Source organism: Vibrio sp. QJM3NY_39, from assembly GCF_057785895.1.
In genome coordinates this window covers 2,851,953-2,869,243 of the sequence record NZ_CM173505.1, presented here as the reverse complement: position 1 = coordinate 2,869,243, position 17,291 = coordinate 2,851,953, and the positions used below count along the sequence as shown (strand labels likewise).

Here is a 17,291-nt window from a genome sequence, read left to right as displayed (position 1 = left end):
TTCTAGCAATGCTATCTGGAACTAAGAGAGCTGCTCTTCTTTGTTCCAGTGTCGCTTCACGGTAGGTAATGAGAGACTAGTCGCTGCTGCTACTTTCGATTGACTAAGCCCTTTTGCTTTATATTCTTGAATTTTAATTGTAGTTGCTGTTGCCTCAGGTCTGCCAACTCGCTTACCTTCTGCTCTAGCACGGGCTTGCCCTTCCATCGTTCGTTCACGAATCCGATTTCGTTCGAACTCGGCAAAGGCAGAAAACATTTGCAGCATCAACCGCCCTTCAGCAGAGCTAAGGTCTTGGATTGGCAAATCTAATGATATTGGAGTGATCCCCTTTTCAAGCAACATACTAATCGTATGCTGAACATCAATATTGTCTCTACCCAGTCGATCTAGTTTTAAAACAATCAGGCTATCACCAGGTTCCAACTTATGCTCAACCAAAGTTCTGAATGCCTGTCGTTCCATTGCTGGCGCGGAACCCGAGATAGTTTCGGTGACCACTCGATTTGGCTGGATTTCATATCCAGCATTACGAATAGCTAAAATTTGGTTGTCAGTGGTCTGTTCACTTGTTGATACACGACAGTACGCAAATACACGACCAGAGCTCATAATAAACCTCGCATTGGTGTCATAACTGGTATCAAATATATCAATGGTATCATAAATGTTCAATTGGTATTTTATGATACTAGTATTTGACTATCTTTTCAGGGTGTCAATAAATGGATGTTTTTTGATACCATTTTAATTAGAAAGGGTCGGCATCAGTGTAGTAACTATTCATTACTCTCAGAAAGCAGAGTTTGTGATTTGATATACCACTGTCATTATTTTTGTATTGGTTAGTTGAATGTGTATTGTTGCTATTTGTTGTTTCACCTTTGAGCATTTGAATAAACATTTGCTTTTCATGAGCCGCACTATCTGTGTACGTTCCATGAGTATCGATATAGTCATTAAATACATCTAGGACTGATTGTTGTGCGGCGGGCTTTTGTTGACAATAAGGAATGAGCTTTTTCAGTTGATAGTTATCTACCATTGGAAACGCATATCTCCAATTTGGGCTTCTCTGCAAGTAATGAGTTAACACATCGCTATTAACATTGTTGACGCAGACAAATTGAACATTTTCTAACTGTAATAATTCCGATACGAGATATTTAAAAAAACCTTTACGTCGATAATCGGGGTGCAAATAAATCAGCCCAATCGCGGGACAAGATCTCAGGATATTTTGCCATTCAGTGAAACTTTGCGCAGACCGCTTCTTTTTTCTCAGTTTATAGACAGCGTTTGCAATAAGAGGAGGGAAGGTATTAGGTGCTCTGATTTCTAGCTCAAGAAAATCGAACTTAAGATAAAAAGCCTGCTCAGGATAAGTTTTTGACTCATTATAGATCTTTGCGATTTCTTTAGCAGCGTCGCGGACAGTGTCCATTTTTAACCCCGTATAATTACTAAACCTCAGACTATGAATGTTATAGTACGCATTCGGGATTTTGACAATATATTCTTTTAAATCAATTATTTAAGTTATAATAAGTGCGATAATTGGAGGGAGGGGAGGAGGAGCTTTTGTCTAAGTGTCCCACACTCTGGTAGTGCGACTAATTTAAATAATAGATAAACCTGACATTTTAAATTTTTTCAGTATTAATAATTGTTAACTTTAATTTTGTTGGAGTTTAAATCTTAATTTTAATTTAAGTTCGATCAAAAATATGGTATAACAATTATAACTTTCATAACAATTATAAATTTATATAACTTATGTAAGGAGTGAATTTTCACCAGGTGATTAACTGTGGAAGTTCTGGTTTTCTTTACATTTAAAATCGTGCCTCACATGGCAACATGACTGCCACGGGTGGCAACGTTAATGCCACAGGTGGCAATTCGGTCGCACTCCGTGAGTGCGATAAATTAAGAACACTGCACTCATTGTATGCTCTTAATTTAATGTAATTGTTGCGATTTCCAAGTTAAGAACACTATAAATAATGCGTTGTTCGAACATTTTTCTCGAGAAAATTGAATTTTACTATTTGTTCGTTTTGATACAGTAAAATTTCCAATTAACTGCTCATCAATCTTTGTTTCTTAGTCTTGTTTGCTTTACGGCGGTCTGCTTTCAATAGCTCTCTTTCTGTTCTACTGATGTGCTTGACTAGATCAAATGGTTGGACTTTTAGAAAATCCCAATTAAGTAGGTCGATGTATGGTTTGAGTACATCAGGTCGAAATTCTGAGCCATAGCGATCGAATGTAATGCTACCGTGCTTGTGTCCGACGATCCCTTGCGCGAAGCGTGTTTCAACATCATTTTTCTGCTTATACATATTGAGCACGGTGTGTCTAAAAGAGTGAAATGTATACCCTGTATTAGCTTCTATTCCTAATTTTGTTTTGTATGTTTCGTTAAACCAACGTGATGCTTCTTTAGCGTACCCCTTCCCTTCATAAAAAGGTAACCCAGTAGCAAATAACCGATCCTCGCAAGATTCTACAAAATGAAGAAAACCTAACTCAATTAATGTGTTATGAATTGGGGTAATACGTTCTGATGAATCAGTCTTAAAATCTTGTGATGGATGGCATTCAGTAAAACTGATGCACCAAATATCATCAATTTTAACGATGTTCTCTCTAAATAGCTGAGCTAACTCATTCTGCCTTGCGCCTGTGTAAAGAGCGAGAATTGGAAGCCAATAGTGAAAGCTATGCAGCATATCGTTATGTGTAAAGATGGGGGTAGAGAAGAGTTTAAGAAGCATGTCATCACTAAACGGATGTCTATCGTCACTCTCTTTCTTACTTTCTTTTTTTGTTTGTGTTTTGATACTTTCGAAATGATTATGATCGAGATATTGATGCCGTATAGCCCATTTACAAAGGCTCGACACCTTTTGCAAGTAGTCTTTTACCGTGGTTTTACCTAAGGTGTCTAGAGGCTTTGGTAGTGCTTTGTTTTTTTTAATAGCATCTAGTAACGATAGTCCCGCAAACTCTTTTTTCTTATGAATGTTTGAAGGCAATTCTAGTAAGGCGTCTCTTATGATAACAGCCTCTCTTCGGTTGATACTATTGGCTGGTTTGTCATGCAACAACTCGGAAACCGAATGAACTTTTGCTCGAGATAGGTCTAGAGATCTCGGTTTTATAGATAACTTCTTTTCTTCCTCATATTCTTCGAATAGCTCTTTTAGTGACCGATTATCTTTGACTGTTGCAACATTGGATATGACCTGAGCCGCAGGCTCAGAAGATAGCGATTTAGCTAGGTCAGGATCGGAGTCGACTTTGAGCATAACTTTTTCTAACTGCTTTACCACGGCTTCACATGCTTGCTGATCACTATTTTTTAGTGCTAATTGAGCATCTTTTGCGTATTGAAATACTTGAGTTAGGGCTTGTCGCGTTTGCCATACTAAGGGATCTATCGGTGATAACTGAAACTGGGTCAATGCTTCGTTGGCAAGTTCAGTTGGAGGTTTCTCTGATTTATAAAGGTACTCCACAGGAGACATCAGAGTATTTATGTTCTCTGCACTCAGGTTATCAAATTCCGCGACCTGACTAAGCATATCTGCCATGTAGGCTCGTGAGAGTCCCCCCATCGGATCTATAGCACATTCGATTTTCATCAGTGTAGCACCAGTATGTACGGCAATAAGTTCGTTTGCAGCTTCGAGAGAGAGGTATTGCTTAATAGTCATGATCCGTTCTTTGATAGTAGCTTCCAGCTTGAGTGCTTTTACATGAGCTGTCATTTTATCTGATGTATGAAGTGATTTTTTGATTTCGGTTCGATTGCCGAAAAAGCGACGATACAAAAAAGGCACTTGGTATCGAAAATACCAAGTGCCTGTCTTTTTTTGAGTTAAGTATTTCATTTTAGTACCTATTTCTAGTACCACATACTCAACTTTATCACTGTATACTTGTAAGTCTATGTTCTTACATACAAAGATTTTGATTTGGTGGAGCTGGCGGGAGTTGAACCCGCGTCCAAAAATCATTCATCATTGGTACTACATGCTTAGTCGATCTTTAATTTCACCAGCAACCTGCGAACCGACACGCTAGTTAAAGGCTAACCTGAATTGTTATTCGCGCTTTTCCTCTCAGGTGGGAGAATCCGCGCTAGCTAGTTTGGGTTTGATCTCTTATTGGTCCCCGTCTTACGAGCGGAAGCTAGGGTAAGAGAGCTCTGAGCAGGTTATTAAGCTGCTAGTGCGTAGTTTTCGTCGTTTGCGACTATTTTTTTGCGGCTTTTAACGTGGCCAACCGCCCCACGGCATGCACCTCAGACTTCAAAATTCCTGTCGAATCCTAAATCAGCCCCAAGTGTTATTTGCATAGTACCAGAAAAGCTTTGTCTGTCTAGCACTGTGCGTTTAAGTGCTTAAAATTAACGCAAATTACTCTTCATAATTCGTGCTTTATCTCTCGCCCAATCTTTTTCTTTCATATCAGTACGTTTATCGTGCAGCTTTTTACCTTTCGCTACGCCAACTTTAATCTTCGCCCAAGAGCGAGACCAGTAAAGTGCGGTTGCGACAAGTGTCATGCCTTCACGGTTAATACGACCGATAAGGTTGTCGAGTTCTTTTCTCGACATTAGTAGTTTACGGATGCGTGTTGGGTTCGCCACGATATGAGTGCTCGCTTGAGTTAGCGGAGTAATCGTCATACCACTGATGAATGCTTCGCCGTCTCGGATGTAGACGTAGCTTTCTGCGATATTGGTTTTGCCTTCACGTAGGGATTTTACTTCCCAGCCTTGTAGCTCAAGCCCCGCTTCTATCTCATCATCGATGAAATATTCGTGGCGAGCTTTCTTATTAAGCGCAATGGTATTGCTACCGGCTTTTGATTTTGATTTATTCTTTGCCATAATGGCCTCATTATACGGATTGCACCCTAGTTGGGGAATCCTTTTTATTTGCGCTCTGGCCCAATACAATTAAAATTGCAGTTTGTGTTAATGTAACGCTGTCTTTAACAGGAGTCTATATGCCAAAGGTTACTCGTTCAGCATTAGTGTCTTTTAGTGCCGACCAGATGTTCAGCTTGGTCAATGATGTTGCTCGTTATCCTGAGTTTTTGCCAGGATGTTCTGGTTCTCGTGTGATCGAATCTTCAGATTCTGCGATGGTGGCTTCGGTTGATGTCTCTAAAGCGGGGATCAGCAAAACATTTACTACGTCAAATCGAATGGCAGATGGTGCTGAGATCTTAATGGAGCTGGTGGACGGCCCGTTCAAAAAGCTGCAGGGTGGTTGGTATTTCACTCCACTAGATGACCAAGCTTGTAAGGTCGAGCTTAAGTTAGAGTTTGAATTTTCTAGTCGAATGATAGAAATGGCATTTGGTAAGATTTTCAATGAGCTGACGAGCAATATGGTCAGTGCTTTTACTCAACGAGCTAAACAGGTTTACTAAGCCATGACTATTGAATCCGATATGATCCACGTAGAAGTTGTGTTTGCGCTTCCACATGAGCAGCGTGTATTTACCTTAGTGGTGAATAAGAACGCGACCGTTGAAGAGATTATTGCACAGTCTGGTGTTTTAGAATTGTATCCAGAGATCGACTTGGCGAAAAATAAAGTGGGTGTATTCAGCCGCAACGTTAAGTTGGATGCAACCGTTCGAGATAAAGATCGTATCGAAATCTATCGAGCGCTACTGGCCGATCCAAAAGAGATTCGACGTAAGCGTGCAGAGCAAGCAAAAGCGGCGGCTGCTAAATCGTAATACCAAACAAATTTGAATGATAAAGAAGCTCGCATTGGCGAGCTTTTTTGTACCTGCTGGTTAGTTCGATGAAAATTTATTTGTTAACGGATATTAAAAAGCCTGCTCATGTGAGCAGGCTTTTGCGATTCATACTTTGTCGACTGATAGCTTTGTTGGTTGAAAGCTAGCGAAGGCTTTCGAAGAACTCATCACTGGCTTCAAAGTCACCATTGATCGTTACTAAGGTGCCAGTCGCATCAAAGTTAACAACAAGATTTTTTTGAATCGAGTCTTCATGGCCTTTTGTGTGGAGGTAAATGTAGTACCACGTATCTGGGTAGCCATTTTCGATAAGCATAGGTGAGCCCATAACGTAACGAACTTGTGTTTTTGTCATGCCAAACTTCAGCTGGTCGACAGCTTCTTGTTCAACATAGTTACCCTGATTGATGTCAATTCGATAAACCAACTTCTCTAGTAGAGAGCAACCGGTCAACATTGTTAGTGCAAGTGGAACTGCAACTAACCACTTTTTAATTCGCATAGTCTGAGATCTTTCTTCGCTAAAATACTGCCTGATAATAAACAAGCTCCAGCAAGAAGTAAAAAGCTCCTTGCGCTTTGAGCTTGTTATGACTGGCAATTTTGAATTAAGTTGCAAAATTGCCAAGAATTTTCGGTAATTTATCAGAAATTTGCTGAATGTTTAACTTAAGCTGCGATTAATAATTCTTTTGCGTTGGCTAATGTCGACTCTGTAATCTGGCTACCACCGAGTAGGCGAGCAAGCTCTGAAATACGTTGTTGTTCATCCAAGGTATGCATTTGCGTTTCTGTTTTGCCTGATTTTGTGTTCTTCGCAACGAACAGTTGTTGGTGCCCGCAACCAGCTACTTGAGGTAAGTGAGTCACACACATCACTTGGGTAGATTCTCCCAGCGTACGCAGCATTTTTCCGACTACGGCAGCGGTTGGCCCACTGATACCTACATCGACTTCATCGAAAATTAGGCTTGGTGTATCTACTTTTTGCGCAGTGATCACCTGAATCGCTAATGAAATACGTGAAAGTTCACCACCGGAGGCTACTTTAGCAATTGGCTGCATCGGTTGGCCCGGGTTAGTTGAAACAATGAAGGTCACGTTATCCATACCCAATGGCGATGGGTGCGTGTTGGTGTTGTTTACTTCAATGGCAAACTGCGCTTTTTCCATACTGAGTTCGTGCATGCTCTGAGTAATCAGCTTATTGAGCTCTTTCGCGTAACGAGTTCGTGACTTATGAAGTTTATCTGACTTAGTCACGAACGACTGATATTGATTCTCGACGTCGTTTTCTAACTCATCCAATTTTTCATCGGAGCAATCAAGCGCTTCGACTTGCTGTAATAAATCTTGGTGGTGTTTATACAGATCTTCTGGCAACACGTGATGTTTACGAGACATCGACATCACTTTTGAGAAGCGTTCTTCAACGTAAACCATGCGGCCTGGATCGACATCAATGCTGTCTAGATAAGTTCTTAGTTCATTGTTGGTCTCTTCAATCTGAATGATGGCTTCAGAGAGTAGGTTAGGCAGATCAACTAACCGTTCATCAAGCTCTGCTAATTGAATTAGGGAGTGATTGGCCGATTGCAGAATACTAAGCGCATTAACTTCTTCGCCTTCAAAAATAAGCTCGATAGCCTGCTGGCAGGTTGAGGCCAATTCTCCGCTATTGGAGAGGCGCTTATGCTCTTGTTCGAGGTCTTCATATTCTTCCTCTCCAATAGACAGCTCATTTAACTCTTTGATTTGATATTCAAGGAGCTGTTTTTGAGCCTGGTTTTGCTGGCTATTTTCACGTAACTCTTTTAAGTGATTATCTGCTTGTCGCCATGCTTGGTAAGCATTACGTGTTGATTTCAAAAGGTTCAAATGACCAGCGTATTGATCAAGCATCACCATTTGATAGTCGCTTTTCATTAACTGATGGTGCGCGTGTTGACCATGAATGTTGATCAACAACTGACCTAGCGATTTCAATTGTGAAAGAGGAACGGGGCTACCGTTGATGAATGCACGAGAGCGACCTTCTTTAGAGATAGTTCTACGTAGGATACATTCACCGCCATCAAGCAGTTCATTGTCTTCTAACCAGCGGGTTGCATGCAGATTGTTCTCAAGTAAAAAAGCCGCACTGACTTCGGTTTTATCTTCACCTTGTCTTACCATTCCCGCATCTGATCTTCCCCCAAGACATAAGCCTAAAGCATCGATAGCGATAGATTTACCTGCACCAGTTTCACCGGTGATTGTTGTCATGCCTTTAGAGAGTTCTAGCTGTAAAGACTTAACAATAGCGAAATTATTAACACTTAAATGAGCCAGCATTTTATTTACCTGTATAACTGAACAATACTGTATATAAGCTCAGTATATACTGTTTCTTTATACAGTAAAGTCGACAGGTGAAAATTTTTTGTGACAGCTCTCAGAATTGATGCTGTTCGTAGGGCTCTGAAACTACTATAGATTCCCAACTCAGTCGCTCCTCCCTCTTGAGAGTGACGATGTGAATCATTGAGACGAAGAGAGAGCGGGCTTTTTACTGGCAATAAAAAAGGCTGACGCATGTCGTCAGCCTTTCAAATTTCGGTTATTACTAGAGTCGTTTGTTTAGAACAGCTTACTCGACCAACCTAGTTTGTTACGTAGAACATGGTAGTAATTGTAATCTTTAGGGTGGATCAGCTTGAGCACATTCGGGCTTTGGTAAATGTGGATCTCATCGCCAGGGGAAACTGGAAGCGAGATTTGGCCATCGCAGCTGACTTCCTGAGTACCGCGGTTATCAGGCGATACGATCAGCTTGATACGACGTTTTCCATCCACCACCAGTGGGCGGCTTGAAAGAGTGTGCGGGAACATCGGTACTAATGAAATTGCATTTAGGCTTGATGATAGGATAGGGCCGCCGCCAGAAAGCGAATAAGCAGTAGAACCTGTCGGGGTTGAGACGATCAAGCCATCAGAGCGCTGTGAGAAGGCGAAGCTGTCATCGATATACACTTCGAACTCGATCATGTGCGCGACTTGGCCGGGGTGCAGTACAGCCTCATTAAGGGCTGCATTGTGGCTTTTTATCTGGCCGTGACGATGAATTTCAGTTTCAAGTAAGAAGCGCTCTTCTTCCATGAACTCCCCCTTAAGCACATCAGTCAGCGCGCTCTGGAAGTTTTCAGGGTTGAGATCGGTTAGGAAACCAAGATTACCTCGGTTAACACCGATGACTGAAATGTCGAAACGCGACAAAATACGAGCGGCACCGAGCATATTTCCATCACCACCCACTACAATGGCGAGATCGGCACGTTTACCTAATTCAATCAGGCTAGAAAAATGTTCTTGTGGGATATCGTCCAAAATGCTGGAGAGCCTATCATCAACAAACACTTGATAACCCTCAGTACTTAACCACTGATAGAGCTCTCTATGAGTCTGAATTGCTTGCTGATCTCGAGGTTTACCAATAATTGCGATGACTTCAAATGGCTTTTTCATAACGTTTCCAAACGAATTAGGCTTGAATCAAAATTCTTCATCCCCATAATAAAGGCAAGTTGAACGTCTATGCGAGTGTTTTATATCAATTTGAGGCGCAAACACGCCTGTCACTGGCATTGAAAACGAATTCTGGAGATATCATGAGCAACGAAGAAAACAAAGTAACCGAAGAAGAGCTAGATCAGATCATTGCTGAAGCTGAGAAAGTTGAAGAAGCTGAACTGAATGAAGACGCGGCTGATGAGCAGGAATCAAAAATTGCTCAACTAGAAGCCGCACTGCTTTCTAGTGAGTCTAAAGTGAAAGAGCAGCAAGATTCTGTTCTTCGCGCAAAGGCTGAAGTTGAGAATATGCGTCGTCGTACTGAGCAAGAAGTGGATAAAGCACGTAAATACGCGCTAAACAAATTCGCTGAAGGCCTACTACCTGTTATCGATAACCTAGAGCGTGCGGTACAAGCTGCAGATGCTGAGAACGAAGCGGTTAAGCCGATTCTTGAAGGTGTTGAGCTAACCCACAAAACGTTCGTAGATACAGTGGCTAAATTTGGTCTTACAGAGATCAACCCTGAAGGTGAAGCATTCAACCCTGAATTCCACCAAGCAATGTCGATTCAAGAAAGCCCAGACCACGAGTCAAACACTGTGATGTTTGTTATGCAGAAAGGCTACGAGCTTAACGGCCGTGTTATTCGCCCTGCAATGGTAATGGTTGCTAAGTAATTGAGTAGCCGCTTGCTAAGCAGTTGATTATTGTAGTTGTGAAGTAAGACAATAGCGGCGACAAAACAATTCACAGGTTAACATGAAATGAAAAGAGAGGCATATGCCTCTCTTTTTTTATGCCTGTAACTTGAGAGTCCACGTGAATAGTCACCAAAATCGCATTAAGAATGTCGTTCTTTTTATTTTATTCAGAACAGTGATTTAGAGTTTTATATTATGAAACTGGTTGTTAATGAAGAAATGTTTTGATGTCACACTTGTAATGTTTTTGTAAATAAATGCTTTTAATTGTTACCTTTGTATGTAAAATCCACTGCAATATAGCGATTTGGGTCGCATATATAACTATAAAAGTACAATTTTTAAACACAACAAACTGGAGAAGAACGATGGACAAATCGCTCTCAAGTAAGATTTTTGTAGGCTTGTTTGCCGGCCTTATTATTGGTACTGCTATTCAGTACCTATTCAGCGGCATTGCTATTTTTGATACGTACCTACTCGGCGCAGCTGAAGGTGCTGGTGGTATGTTCGTATCACTTATCAAGTTGCTTGTAGTACCTCTTGTATACGTATCTATTGTTTGCGGTATCGTTGAGCTAAAAGATATTCGTTCATTCGGTCGTCTTGGTGGTAAAACCTTTGGTCTTTACATTATTAACACCATCATCGCGATTTCTGCAGCGCTAACGATTGGTCTTATTTTCCAACCGGGTGCTGGTGCGAATCTAGCGGGTACAGTTTCTGAGACAATTGCGCTTACAACAACTGAAACGCCAGATATCTTCTCTCTTGTTGTAAACATCGTTCCTAGCAACCCTGTAGAAGCGTTTGCAAGTGGCGACATGCTGCAAATCATCTTCATGGCTATTCTGACTGGTCTTGCTATCCAAGCTCTTGATTCTCGTGGTGGCCCAGCTATCAAGACATTCAAGATGGCTAACGAAATCATGATGAAGCTTATCGGCCTAGTAATGAGCCTTGCGCCATACGGTGTATTTGCTCTGATGATTCAATTAGGTGCAACACTTGATGCAAACACGCTAATGTCAGTTGCTGGCTATGTAGCGCTTGTTGTAGCAATGCTTGTGTTCTGGATCTTCTTCTTCTACCCAATGATGGTTGGTTCATTCACTGGTATTTCTCCAAAGCAGTTCCTACGTGCAACTCGTGAGCAAATCCTTTTCTCACTATCGACTGCAAGTTCGAACGCGACGATTCCAGTAACAATGCGTACTCTAACGGACAAACTGAACGTATCTAAGTCAGTGGCAGGTTTCGGTGTACCACTAGGTGCAACAATGAACATGTCTGGTGTATCTATCTACATCGCACTAGCAACTATGTTCGTAGCAAACGCATTCGGTCAGCCAATCAACACTGCTGACATCTTCACTCTAGGTCTAACTATCCTGCTACTGTCTATCGGTGCTGGTGGTGTTCCTGGTGGTGGTGTGGTTATGGTCGGTGTTCTATTGCACCAACTAGGTTTGCCACCAGAAGGTCTAGCGATTGTTGCTGCTGTTGACCGTATCTGTGACATGTTCTGTACTTCTTCTAACGTTGTTGGTGATACTGCGGTTAACACTATCGTAGCGAAATCTGAAAACGAAATTGGCGTTGAAGCTAACGAAGAAGCTGAGCTAAAGAAAGCAGAAGCATAATTCTTAATTAAGATTCGATAACTAAAAGCCCCGCTCAATGAGAGCGGGGCTTTTTTGTCTCTGCTGAGAAGTGCTTTGGGTTATCTGATAACTTGGCTAAAAAGATCTTTGATTGGTGTTAAGTCTCATTTTTTCTTTTTACTCGTGCCGAATTGGCCATCAGTTTTCAATCTTTAATATAGATCACATATAATAATACAATATTATTTTACTGTTCTGGCAACCTACATTATGACGACATAAAGGAAACCCAATAATGAAGCTGTCTTACCTTAGCCTACTGACTGCCAGCCTTTTAGCCGCTCCCGCTCTTGCTTCTAATCACGATATTGGTCAACAGTTCAATCTTGACCCTGCAAAAGCACCAGCACAAAACTTCGATTTATCTAAATGGAAAATTAACTTACCGGAGCTGACGACTGAAGGGTCTAGAAAAGGTAAAACGCTGGAGATTGGTAAAAAGGAACTGTCGAATGTAGACACGCCTTACGTTCACCCTAAATGGTTCTACACGGATGCTGAATCTGGTGCGATGGTGTTTGTGGCTCCGAATACAGCTCCAACGACGCCAAACAGTAAAAACACGCGTAGTGAGCTAAGAGCTATGCTAGCGGATAGCTACTCTGCTCCGAGTAACAATTTCGCTATTTCAAGCCACGAGAACGCTGAAGAGTTTGGTTCTATCGGTGGGCAGATGACGGCAACACTTTCTGTTGATCAGGTGAGTACCAGCGGTAACTATAAGAAAACTGGTGCATTCTCTGTGGTTATTGGTCAAATCCATGGGTCGGATAATGAACCTCTGAAAATTGTTTACCGCAAACTACCGGAGCATGAGCATGGTTCGTTAACGTGGAACTATGAATTAAACCCGCCGACAGAGATGAAAAATGCGAAGGATGAAAACGGTAAGAAGCTTCGTAAAGACATTCGCCATGATGTATTTGGCCAATACAACCTGAAAAAAGGCAGCTCTGATCCTACTGATGGTATCAAGTTAGGTGAAGTGTTCTCATATGATGTGAATATCAAAGATAACATCATGCATTTAACCTTTATTAAAAATCCAAACTCAGCCGACCCTATTGTGAAGACGTATGATGTTGACTTGGCAAAGGGTAAATATCAGGGGCACGATATCGATCTTGGCTATGGTCAAGATTGGATGTACTTCAAAGCGGGTGCGTATAACCAGTGTAATACTAAGAAGTCGAGTTCCGCCTGTGAGTGGCGTGGTATGGAAGCGGGTGACTACACCCAAGCAAGCTTCTACCAGTTAGTTCTTAATCAATAATATTGCCTAATCAAAAATATTGCCGAATCAATAACGGTTCGACGCGCTGTTAGTTGAAAAAGACCTTCCATATGAAGGTCTTTTTTTATGCGAGATAGAATAGGGAGACATTTTATTTATGAAGATGAACGCGTGAATATGTCAACTTTCGAGCCTTAAGCAGTAAGGGGTAAGCCACTTTTTACCTTTAAGTAGAAAGATAGAGGGAAAAACAGATTTTTTTTACCTATTTCCCTTGAAAATTAGTTTGCAGCCCTTATCTATGGTGCATACGAAAGCAAAATACATTTGCATTTAAATTTTGTGTATTAGGGTTGAATCCCTGATTACTACCCCCCACATAGTGGGTATAGCAAAAAACTAAATAGAATTTATTCGGAGAAAGCCTGATGGGTCGAATCATTGGTATTGATTTAGGTACTACTAACTCTTGTGTTGCTGTTCTTGACGGTGACAAACCACGCGTATTAGAAAATGCTGAAGGCGAACGCACAACAGCATCGGTAATCGCATACACTGAAGGCGAGACGCTAGTTGGTCAACCTGCGAAACGTCAAGCAGTTACTAACCCTCAAAACACGCTATACGCAATTAAGCGTCTAATCGGTCGTCGTTTTGAAGATGAAGAAGTTCAACGCGATATCGAAATCATGCCTTTTAACATTGTTAAAGCTGATAACGGTGATGCATGGGTTGAAGCGCAAGGCCAAAAAATGGCTGCTCCTCAAGTATCTGCTGAAGTTCTTAAGAAAATGAAGAAAACAGCTGAAGACTTCCTAGGCGAAGAAGTAACTGGCGCAGTAGTAACTGTTCCTGCTTACTTCAACGATGCTCAACGTCAAGCAACGAAAGATGCTGGCCGTATCGCTGGTCTAGATGTTAAACGTATTATCAACGAACCTACTGCTGCTGCTCTGGCTTACGGCCTAGACAAGCAAGGTGGTGATCGCACTATCGCTGTATACGACCTTGGTGGTGGTACATTCGATATCTCTATTATCGAGATCGATGAAGTAGAAGGCGAGAAGACTTTCGAAGTTCTTTCAACTAACGGTGACACTCACCTTGGTGGTGAAGATTTCGATAACCGCATGATCAACTACCTAGTAGATGAGTTCAAGAAAGAGCAAGGTATCAACCTTAAATCTGATCCACTAGCAATGCAGCGTGTTAAAGAAGCAGCAGAAAAAGCGAAAATCGAGCTTTCTTCTACTACTCAAACTGACGTAAACCTACCTTACGTTACTGCTGATGCGACTGGTCCTAAGCACATGAACATCAAAGTGACTCGTGCGAAGCTTGAGTCTCTAGTTGAAGACCTAGTTCAACGCTCTCTTGAGCCACTAAAAGTTGCTCTAGCAGATGCTGATCTATCTGTAGGCGAAATCACTGACGTTATCCTAGTTGGTGGTCAAACTCGTATGCCTATGGTTCAAGCTAAAGTAACTGAATTCTTCGGTAAAGAGCCACGTAAAGACGTGAACCCTGACGAAGCTGTTGCAATGGGTGCTGCTGTTCAAGGTGGTGTACTAGCTGGTGAAGTTAAAGACGTTCTTCTTCTAGACGTTACTCCTCTATCTTTCGGTATCGAAACGATGGGCGGCGTAATGACTAAGCTTATCGAGAAAAACACAACTATCCCTACTAAAGCGGATCAAGTGTTCTCTACAGCTGAAGACAACCAAAGCGCAGTAACTATCCACGTTCTTCAAGGTGAACGTAAGCAAGCGACTTACAACAAGTCTCTTGGTCAGTTTAACCTAGAAGGTATCCAACCAGCACCACGTGGCATGCCACAAGTTGAAGTAACATTCGACCTAGATGCTGATGGTATCCTGAACGTATCTGCTAAAGATAAAGCGACAGGTAAAGAGCAGAAGATCACTATCCAAGCATCAGGCGGTTTGTCTGAGGAAGAGATCGAAGCAATGGTTCAAGAAGCAGAAGCTAACAAAGAAGCTGACAAGAAGTTCGAAGAGCTAGTAACTGCACGTAACCAAGCTGACCAAATGATTCACGGCACTAAGAAGCAAGTAGAAGAAGCTGGTGAAGCTCTACCTGCAGACGAGAAAGCTAAAATCGAAGCAGCTATCGAAGCTCTAGAATCAGTTAAGTCTGGTGACGACAAAGAAGCTATCGACGCTAAAGTTCAAGAACTTATGCAAGCAGCTCAAAAGCTAATGGAAATTGCTCAACAGAAAGCTCAAGCTGAACAAGCTGGTGCTGACGCTGGTGAACAACCTAAGCAAGACGACGATGTGGTAGACGCAGAGTTTGAAGAAGTTAAAGACGATAAAAAATAATTTCGTCGCAGAGTAGCCTGATTTCATTGTCGGAAGTGCTCACCTACTAGCGTAGGCTCCGCGCTTCCTTCTAGAACTCAAGCTACTTGCTTAGAAATTCATTGTCTCAAAGACTTATTAATACGGGCGTCAGAGGTAACTCTCACGCCCGTAAATTTGTATTTAGACTTGTCGATCTAGATAATAGCTTTATTCGGCGTTTCAGCCGGCAGAACTTTTATCTAGATTGATACATAGACTACTGAAGTGATCATTCGGTAGTAGCAATTATTTGGTGACCTAGAACATGTCAAAACGTGATTTTTACGAAGTATTAGGCGTAAGCCGCGATGCATCAGAGCGCGATATTAAAAAAGCGTACAAACGCTTAGCGATGAAATTCCACCCGGACCGTAATCAGGGTGATGACAGCGCAGCAGACAAATTTAAAGAAGTAAAAGTAGCGTACGAGATCTTAACCGATGCTCAAAAGAAAGCAGCTTACGACCAATACGGCCACGCAGCTTTTGAACAAGGTGGCATGGGTGGCGGCGGCGGTTACGGCGGCGGTGGCCAAGGTGACTTTGGCGATATCTTCGGTGATGTGTTTGGCGATATCTTTGGCGGCGGTCGTCGCGGTGGTGGTCAAGCGCGTGCACAACGTGGTTCTGATTTGCGTTACAACATGGAGCTTTCTCTAGAAGAAGCCGTTCGTGGTGTATCTAAAGAAATCGAAGTACCAACTCTTGTAGAGTGTGATATTTGTGACGGTAGCGGCGCGAAAGCGGGTTCTTCTGCACAAACGTGTGGTACTTGTCATGGCCACGGCCAGGTACAAATGCGCCAAGGTTTCTTTGCGGTTCAACAGACTTGTCCTACATGTAACGGTAAAGGCAAGATCATCAAAGACCCATGTAACTCATGTCATGGTCAAGGCCGCAAACAGAAGACGAAAACGCTTAACGTTAAGATCCCAGCAGGTGTTGATACTGGTGATCGCATTCGTCTATCTGGCGAAGGCGAAGCAGGAGAGCACGGCGCTCCAGCCGGCGACTTGTACGTACAAGTACACGTAAAAGAGCACAACATCTTTGAGCGTGACGGCAACAACCTTTACTGTGAAGTGCCAGTAAGCTTCTCTATGGCTGCTTTAGGCGGTGAAGTTGAAGTTCCAACACTAGATGGTCGTGTAAACCTTAAAGTGCCAGAAGAAACACAAACGGGCCGTATGTTCCGTATGCGTGGCAAAGGCGTGAAAGGCGTTCGTGGCGGCGGTGTAGGTGACCTAATCGTTAAACTAGTGGTTGAAACACCGGTTAAGCTAAGCTCTCGTCAGAAAGAACTATTACGTGAATTCGAAGAGACATGTTGTGGTGAAGCGGCAAGCAAGCACAAGCCAAAGTCTGAAGGTTTCTTCAGCGGCGTTAAAAACTTCTTCGATGACCTAACTAAGTAATTGATAGTGATTTGAAAATCTTAAAGCCTGCCAGTGTGCAGGCTTTTTTGTATCTGTAGATCAGAGAAAAGAAGCTCAGAGAAGAAAGAGTCGATATTTCTCAGACAAACTATCGAGCCCTTTGGTGGTTGCTCTTGTTACTTCCAACACGCTTCTGGCTCTGAAACACCCGAGTGGTGTAATTCCAACTTATCGGTAGTTGAGTCTAAGCACTCATCATTCACTTGTTGAGAAAGCGGTTCTGCTTGAATGGCATAGGTTGTACTACTCGCCGAAATCGCTAACGTGTATCGGCTGGTGTCGGTATCGCAAAACAAACATGTCCCTCCGGAAATAATATTCTCCGCTGCGGATGCATAGTTCCCCGTGTACAGCGTCTCCATTTCCAATTGTATCTTTGTTATATCAGCTATCGCGGTGACTCGGTGCGCTTTAACTACATGGCTCGTATAACTTGGATACGCAATGGCACCAAGTATCCCCACGATGGCGACAGCGATCAATAATTCGATCAATGTCATCCCTCTAATGCTTAAGTTGTTGTTGTTGCATATATTTCTTCGAATCATCGCG

Annotated in this window: 15 protein-coding genes and 1 other RNA gene; 7 read left to right on the top strand and 9 right to left on the bottom strand. The window is 42.3% G+C overall.

What is annotated here, in order from left to right:
- Window positions 1–21: 21 nt before the first annotated feature.
- From AC3CHU_RS12805 to smpB, 5 genes are all read right to left on the bottom strand, one after another.
- Window positions 22–612 carry a recombinase family protein gene (locus tag AC3CHU_RS12805; protein WP_488525495.1) on the bottom strand — a complete coding sequence of 197 codons (591 nt, stop codon included), beginning with the start codon at window positions 610–612 and terminating at the stop codon, window positions 22–24.
- Between the two features lie 139 nt (window positions 613–751).
- A complete protein-coding gene (locus AC3CHU_RS12800; protein ID WP_488524677.1) occupies window positions 752–1,444 on the bottom strand; it encodes a hypothetical protein in 693 nt (230 codons plus the stop codon).
- 637 nt (window positions 1,445–2,081) lie between these two features.
- On the bottom strand, window positions 2,082–3,899 hold the full coding sequence (locus AC3CHU_RS12795) for a DUF6538 domain-containing protein (RefSeq protein ID WP_488524676.1): 1,818 nt from the start codon (window positions 3,897–3,899) through the stop codon (window positions 2,082–2,084).
- Window positions 3,900–3,984: 85 nt separating this feature from the next.
- Window positions 3,985–4,351, bottom strand: a transfer-messenger RNA (tmRNA) gene (gene ssrA / locus AC3CHU_RS12790).
- A gap of 66 nt (window positions 4,352–4,417) precedes the next feature.
- Window positions 4,418–4,903, bottom strand: coding sequence for an SsrA-binding protein SmpB (gene smpB / locus AC3CHU_RS12785; protein WP_004735156.1), 486 nt, complete (start codon window positions 4,901–4,903; stop codon window positions 4,418–4,420).
- A 119-nt stretch (window positions 4,904–5,022) separates the two neighbouring features.
- Between smpB and AC3CHU_RS12780 the strand changes: the two genes are divergently transcribed.
- Both AC3CHU_RS12780 and AC3CHU_RS12775 read left to right on the top strand, forming a co-directional pair.
- A complete protein-coding gene (locus AC3CHU_RS12780) occupies window positions 5,023–5,451 on the top strand; it encodes an SRPBCC family protein (protein WP_017074163.1) in 429 nt (142 codons plus the stop codon).
- A gap of 3 nt (window positions 5,452–5,454) precedes the next feature.
- Window positions 5,455–5,766: an RnfH family protein gene (locus tag AC3CHU_RS12775; RefSeq protein WP_004735158.1), complete on the top strand. Its 312-nt coding sequence runs from the start codon at window positions 5,455–5,457 to the stop codon at window positions 5,764–5,766.
- 166 nt (window positions 5,767–5,932) lie between these two features.
- On the opposite strand, the gene bamE is transcribed toward AC3CHU_RS12775, so the two are convergent.
- The 3 genes from bamE to nadK form a co-directional block, all read right to left on the bottom strand.
- Window positions 5,933–6,292, bottom strand: coding sequence for an outer membrane protein assembly factor BamE (gene bamE, locus AC3CHU_RS12770; protein WP_029224935.1), 360 nt, complete (start codon window positions 6,290–6,292; stop codon window positions 5,933–5,935).
- Window positions 6,293–6,459: 167 nt separating this feature from the next.
- The gene (gene recN, locus AC3CHU_RS12765; protein WP_488524675.1) at window positions 6,460–8,124 is read right to left on the bottom strand and encodes a DNA repair protein RecN; all 1,665 of its coding nucleotides are present in this window, start codon (window positions 8,122–8,124) and stop codon (window positions 6,460–6,462) included.
- Between the two features lie 285 nt (window positions 8,125–8,409).
- The gene (gene nadK, locus AC3CHU_RS12760; RefSeq protein WP_004735161.1) at window positions 8,410–9,294 is read right to left on the bottom strand and encodes an NAD(+) kinase; all 885 of its coding nucleotides are present in this window, start codon (window positions 9,292–9,294) and stop codon (window positions 8,410–8,412) included.
- Between the two features lie 143 nt (window positions 9,295–9,437).
- On the opposite strand from nadK, the gene grpE reads away from it, so the two are divergent.
- From grpE to dnaJ, 5 genes are all read left to right on the top strand, one after another.
- A complete protein-coding gene (grpE, locus tag AC3CHU_RS12755) occupies window positions 9,438–10,019 on the top strand; it encodes a nucleotide exchange factor GrpE (protein ID WP_017059864.1) in 582 nt (193 codons plus the stop codon).
- 392 nt (window positions 10,020–10,411) lie between these two features.
- Window positions 10,412–11,686 carry a dicarboxylate/amino acid:cation symporter gene (locus tag AC3CHU_RS12750; RefSeq protein WP_004735163.1) on the top strand — a complete coding sequence of 425 codons (1,275 nt, stop codon included), beginning with the start codon at window positions 10,412–10,414 and terminating at the stop codon, window positions 11,684–11,686.
- A 256-nt stretch (window positions 11,687–11,942) separates the two neighbouring features.
- Window positions 11,943–12,980 (top strand): polysaccharide lyase family 7 protein, encoded by a 1,038-nt coding sequence (locus AC3CHU_RS12745; RefSeq protein WP_488524674.1) that lies wholly within the window; start codon window positions 11,943–11,945, stop codon window positions 12,978–12,980.
- A gap of 389 nt (window positions 12,981–13,369) precedes the next feature.
- Window positions 13,370–15,283, top strand: coding sequence for a molecular chaperone DnaK (gene dnaK, locus AC3CHU_RS12740; RefSeq protein WP_114633039.1), 1,914 nt, complete (start codon window positions 13,370–13,372; stop codon window positions 15,281–15,283).
- A 286-nt stretch (window positions 15,284–15,569) separates the two neighbouring features.
- Window positions 15,570–16,718, top strand: a complete 1,149-nt coding sequence (gene dnaJ, locus AC3CHU_RS12735) for a molecular chaperone DnaJ (protein ID WP_017087727.1) — start codon at window positions 15,570–15,572, stop codon at window positions 16,716–16,718.
- 137 nt (window positions 16,719–16,855) lie between these two features.
- Here the strand turns inward: dnaJ and AC3CHU_RS12730 are convergent, their stop codons facing one another.
- On the bottom strand, window positions 16,856–17,287 hold the full coding sequence (locus AC3CHU_RS12730; RefSeq protein WP_488524673.1) for a type IV pilin protein: 432 nt from the start codon (window positions 17,285–17,287) through the stop codon (window positions 16,856–16,858).
- Window positions 17,288–17,291 lie beyond the last annotated feature (4 nt).

Excerpts from the sequence above, each read along its gene's own strand:
- AC3CHU_RS12805 (WP_488525495.1), bottom strand. The coding sequence starts at position 612 with ATGAGCTCTGGTCGTGTATTTGCGTACTGTCGTGTATCAACAAGTGAA.
- AC3CHU_RS12800 (WP_488524677.1), bottom strand. The coding sequence starts at position 1,444 with ATGGACACTGTCCGCGACGCTGCTAAAGAAATCGCAAAGATCTATAAT.
- AC3CHU_RS12795 (WP_488524676.1), bottom strand. The coding sequence starts at position 3,899 with ATGAAATACTTAACTCAAAAAAAGACAGGCACTTGGTATTTTCGATAC.
- smpB (WP_004735156.1), bottom strand. The coding sequence starts at position 4,903 with ATGGCAAAGAATAAATCAAAATCAAAAGCCGGTAGCAATACCATTGCG.
- AC3CHU_RS12780 (WP_017074163.1), top strand. The coding sequence starts at position 5,023 with ATGCCAAAGGTTACTCGTTCAGCATTAGTGTCTTTTAGTGCCGACCAG.
- AC3CHU_RS12775 (WP_004735158.1), top strand. The coding sequence starts at position 5,455 with ATGACTATTGAATCCGATATGATCCACGTAGAAGTTGTGTTTGCGCTT.
- bamE (WP_029224935.1), bottom strand. The coding sequence starts at position 6,292 with ATGCGAATTAAAAAGTGGTTAGTTGCAGTTCCACTTGCACTAACAATG.
- recN (WP_488524675.1), bottom strand. The coding sequence starts at position 8,124 with ATGCTGGCTCATTTAAGTGTTAATAATTTCGCTATTGTTAAGTCTTTA.
- nadK (WP_004735161.1), bottom strand. The coding sequence starts at position 9,294 with ATGAAAAAGCCATTTGAAGTCATCGCAATTATTGGTAAACCTCGAGAT.
- grpE (WP_017059864.1), top strand. The coding sequence starts at position 9,438 with ATGAGCAACGAAGAAAACAAAGTAACCGAAGAAGAGCTAGATCAGATC.
- AC3CHU_RS12750 (WP_004735163.1), top strand. The coding sequence starts at position 10,412 with ATGGACAAATCGCTCTCAAGTAAGATTTTTGTAGGCTTGTTTGCCGGC.
- AC3CHU_RS12745 (WP_488524674.1), top strand. The coding sequence starts at position 11,943 with ATGAAGCTGTCTTACCTTAGCCTACTGACTGCCAGCCTTTTAGCCGCT.
- dnaK (WP_114633039.1), top strand. The coding sequence starts at position 13,370 with ATGGGTCGAATCATTGGTATTGATTTAGGTACTACTAACTCTTGTGTT.
- dnaJ (WP_017087727.1), top strand. The coding sequence starts at position 15,570 with ATGTCAAAACGTGATTTTTACGAAGTATTAGGCGTAAGCCGCGATGCA.
- AC3CHU_RS12730 (WP_488524673.1), bottom strand. The coding sequence starts at position 17,287 with ATGATTCGAAGAAATATATGCAACAACAACAACTTAAGCATTAGAGGG.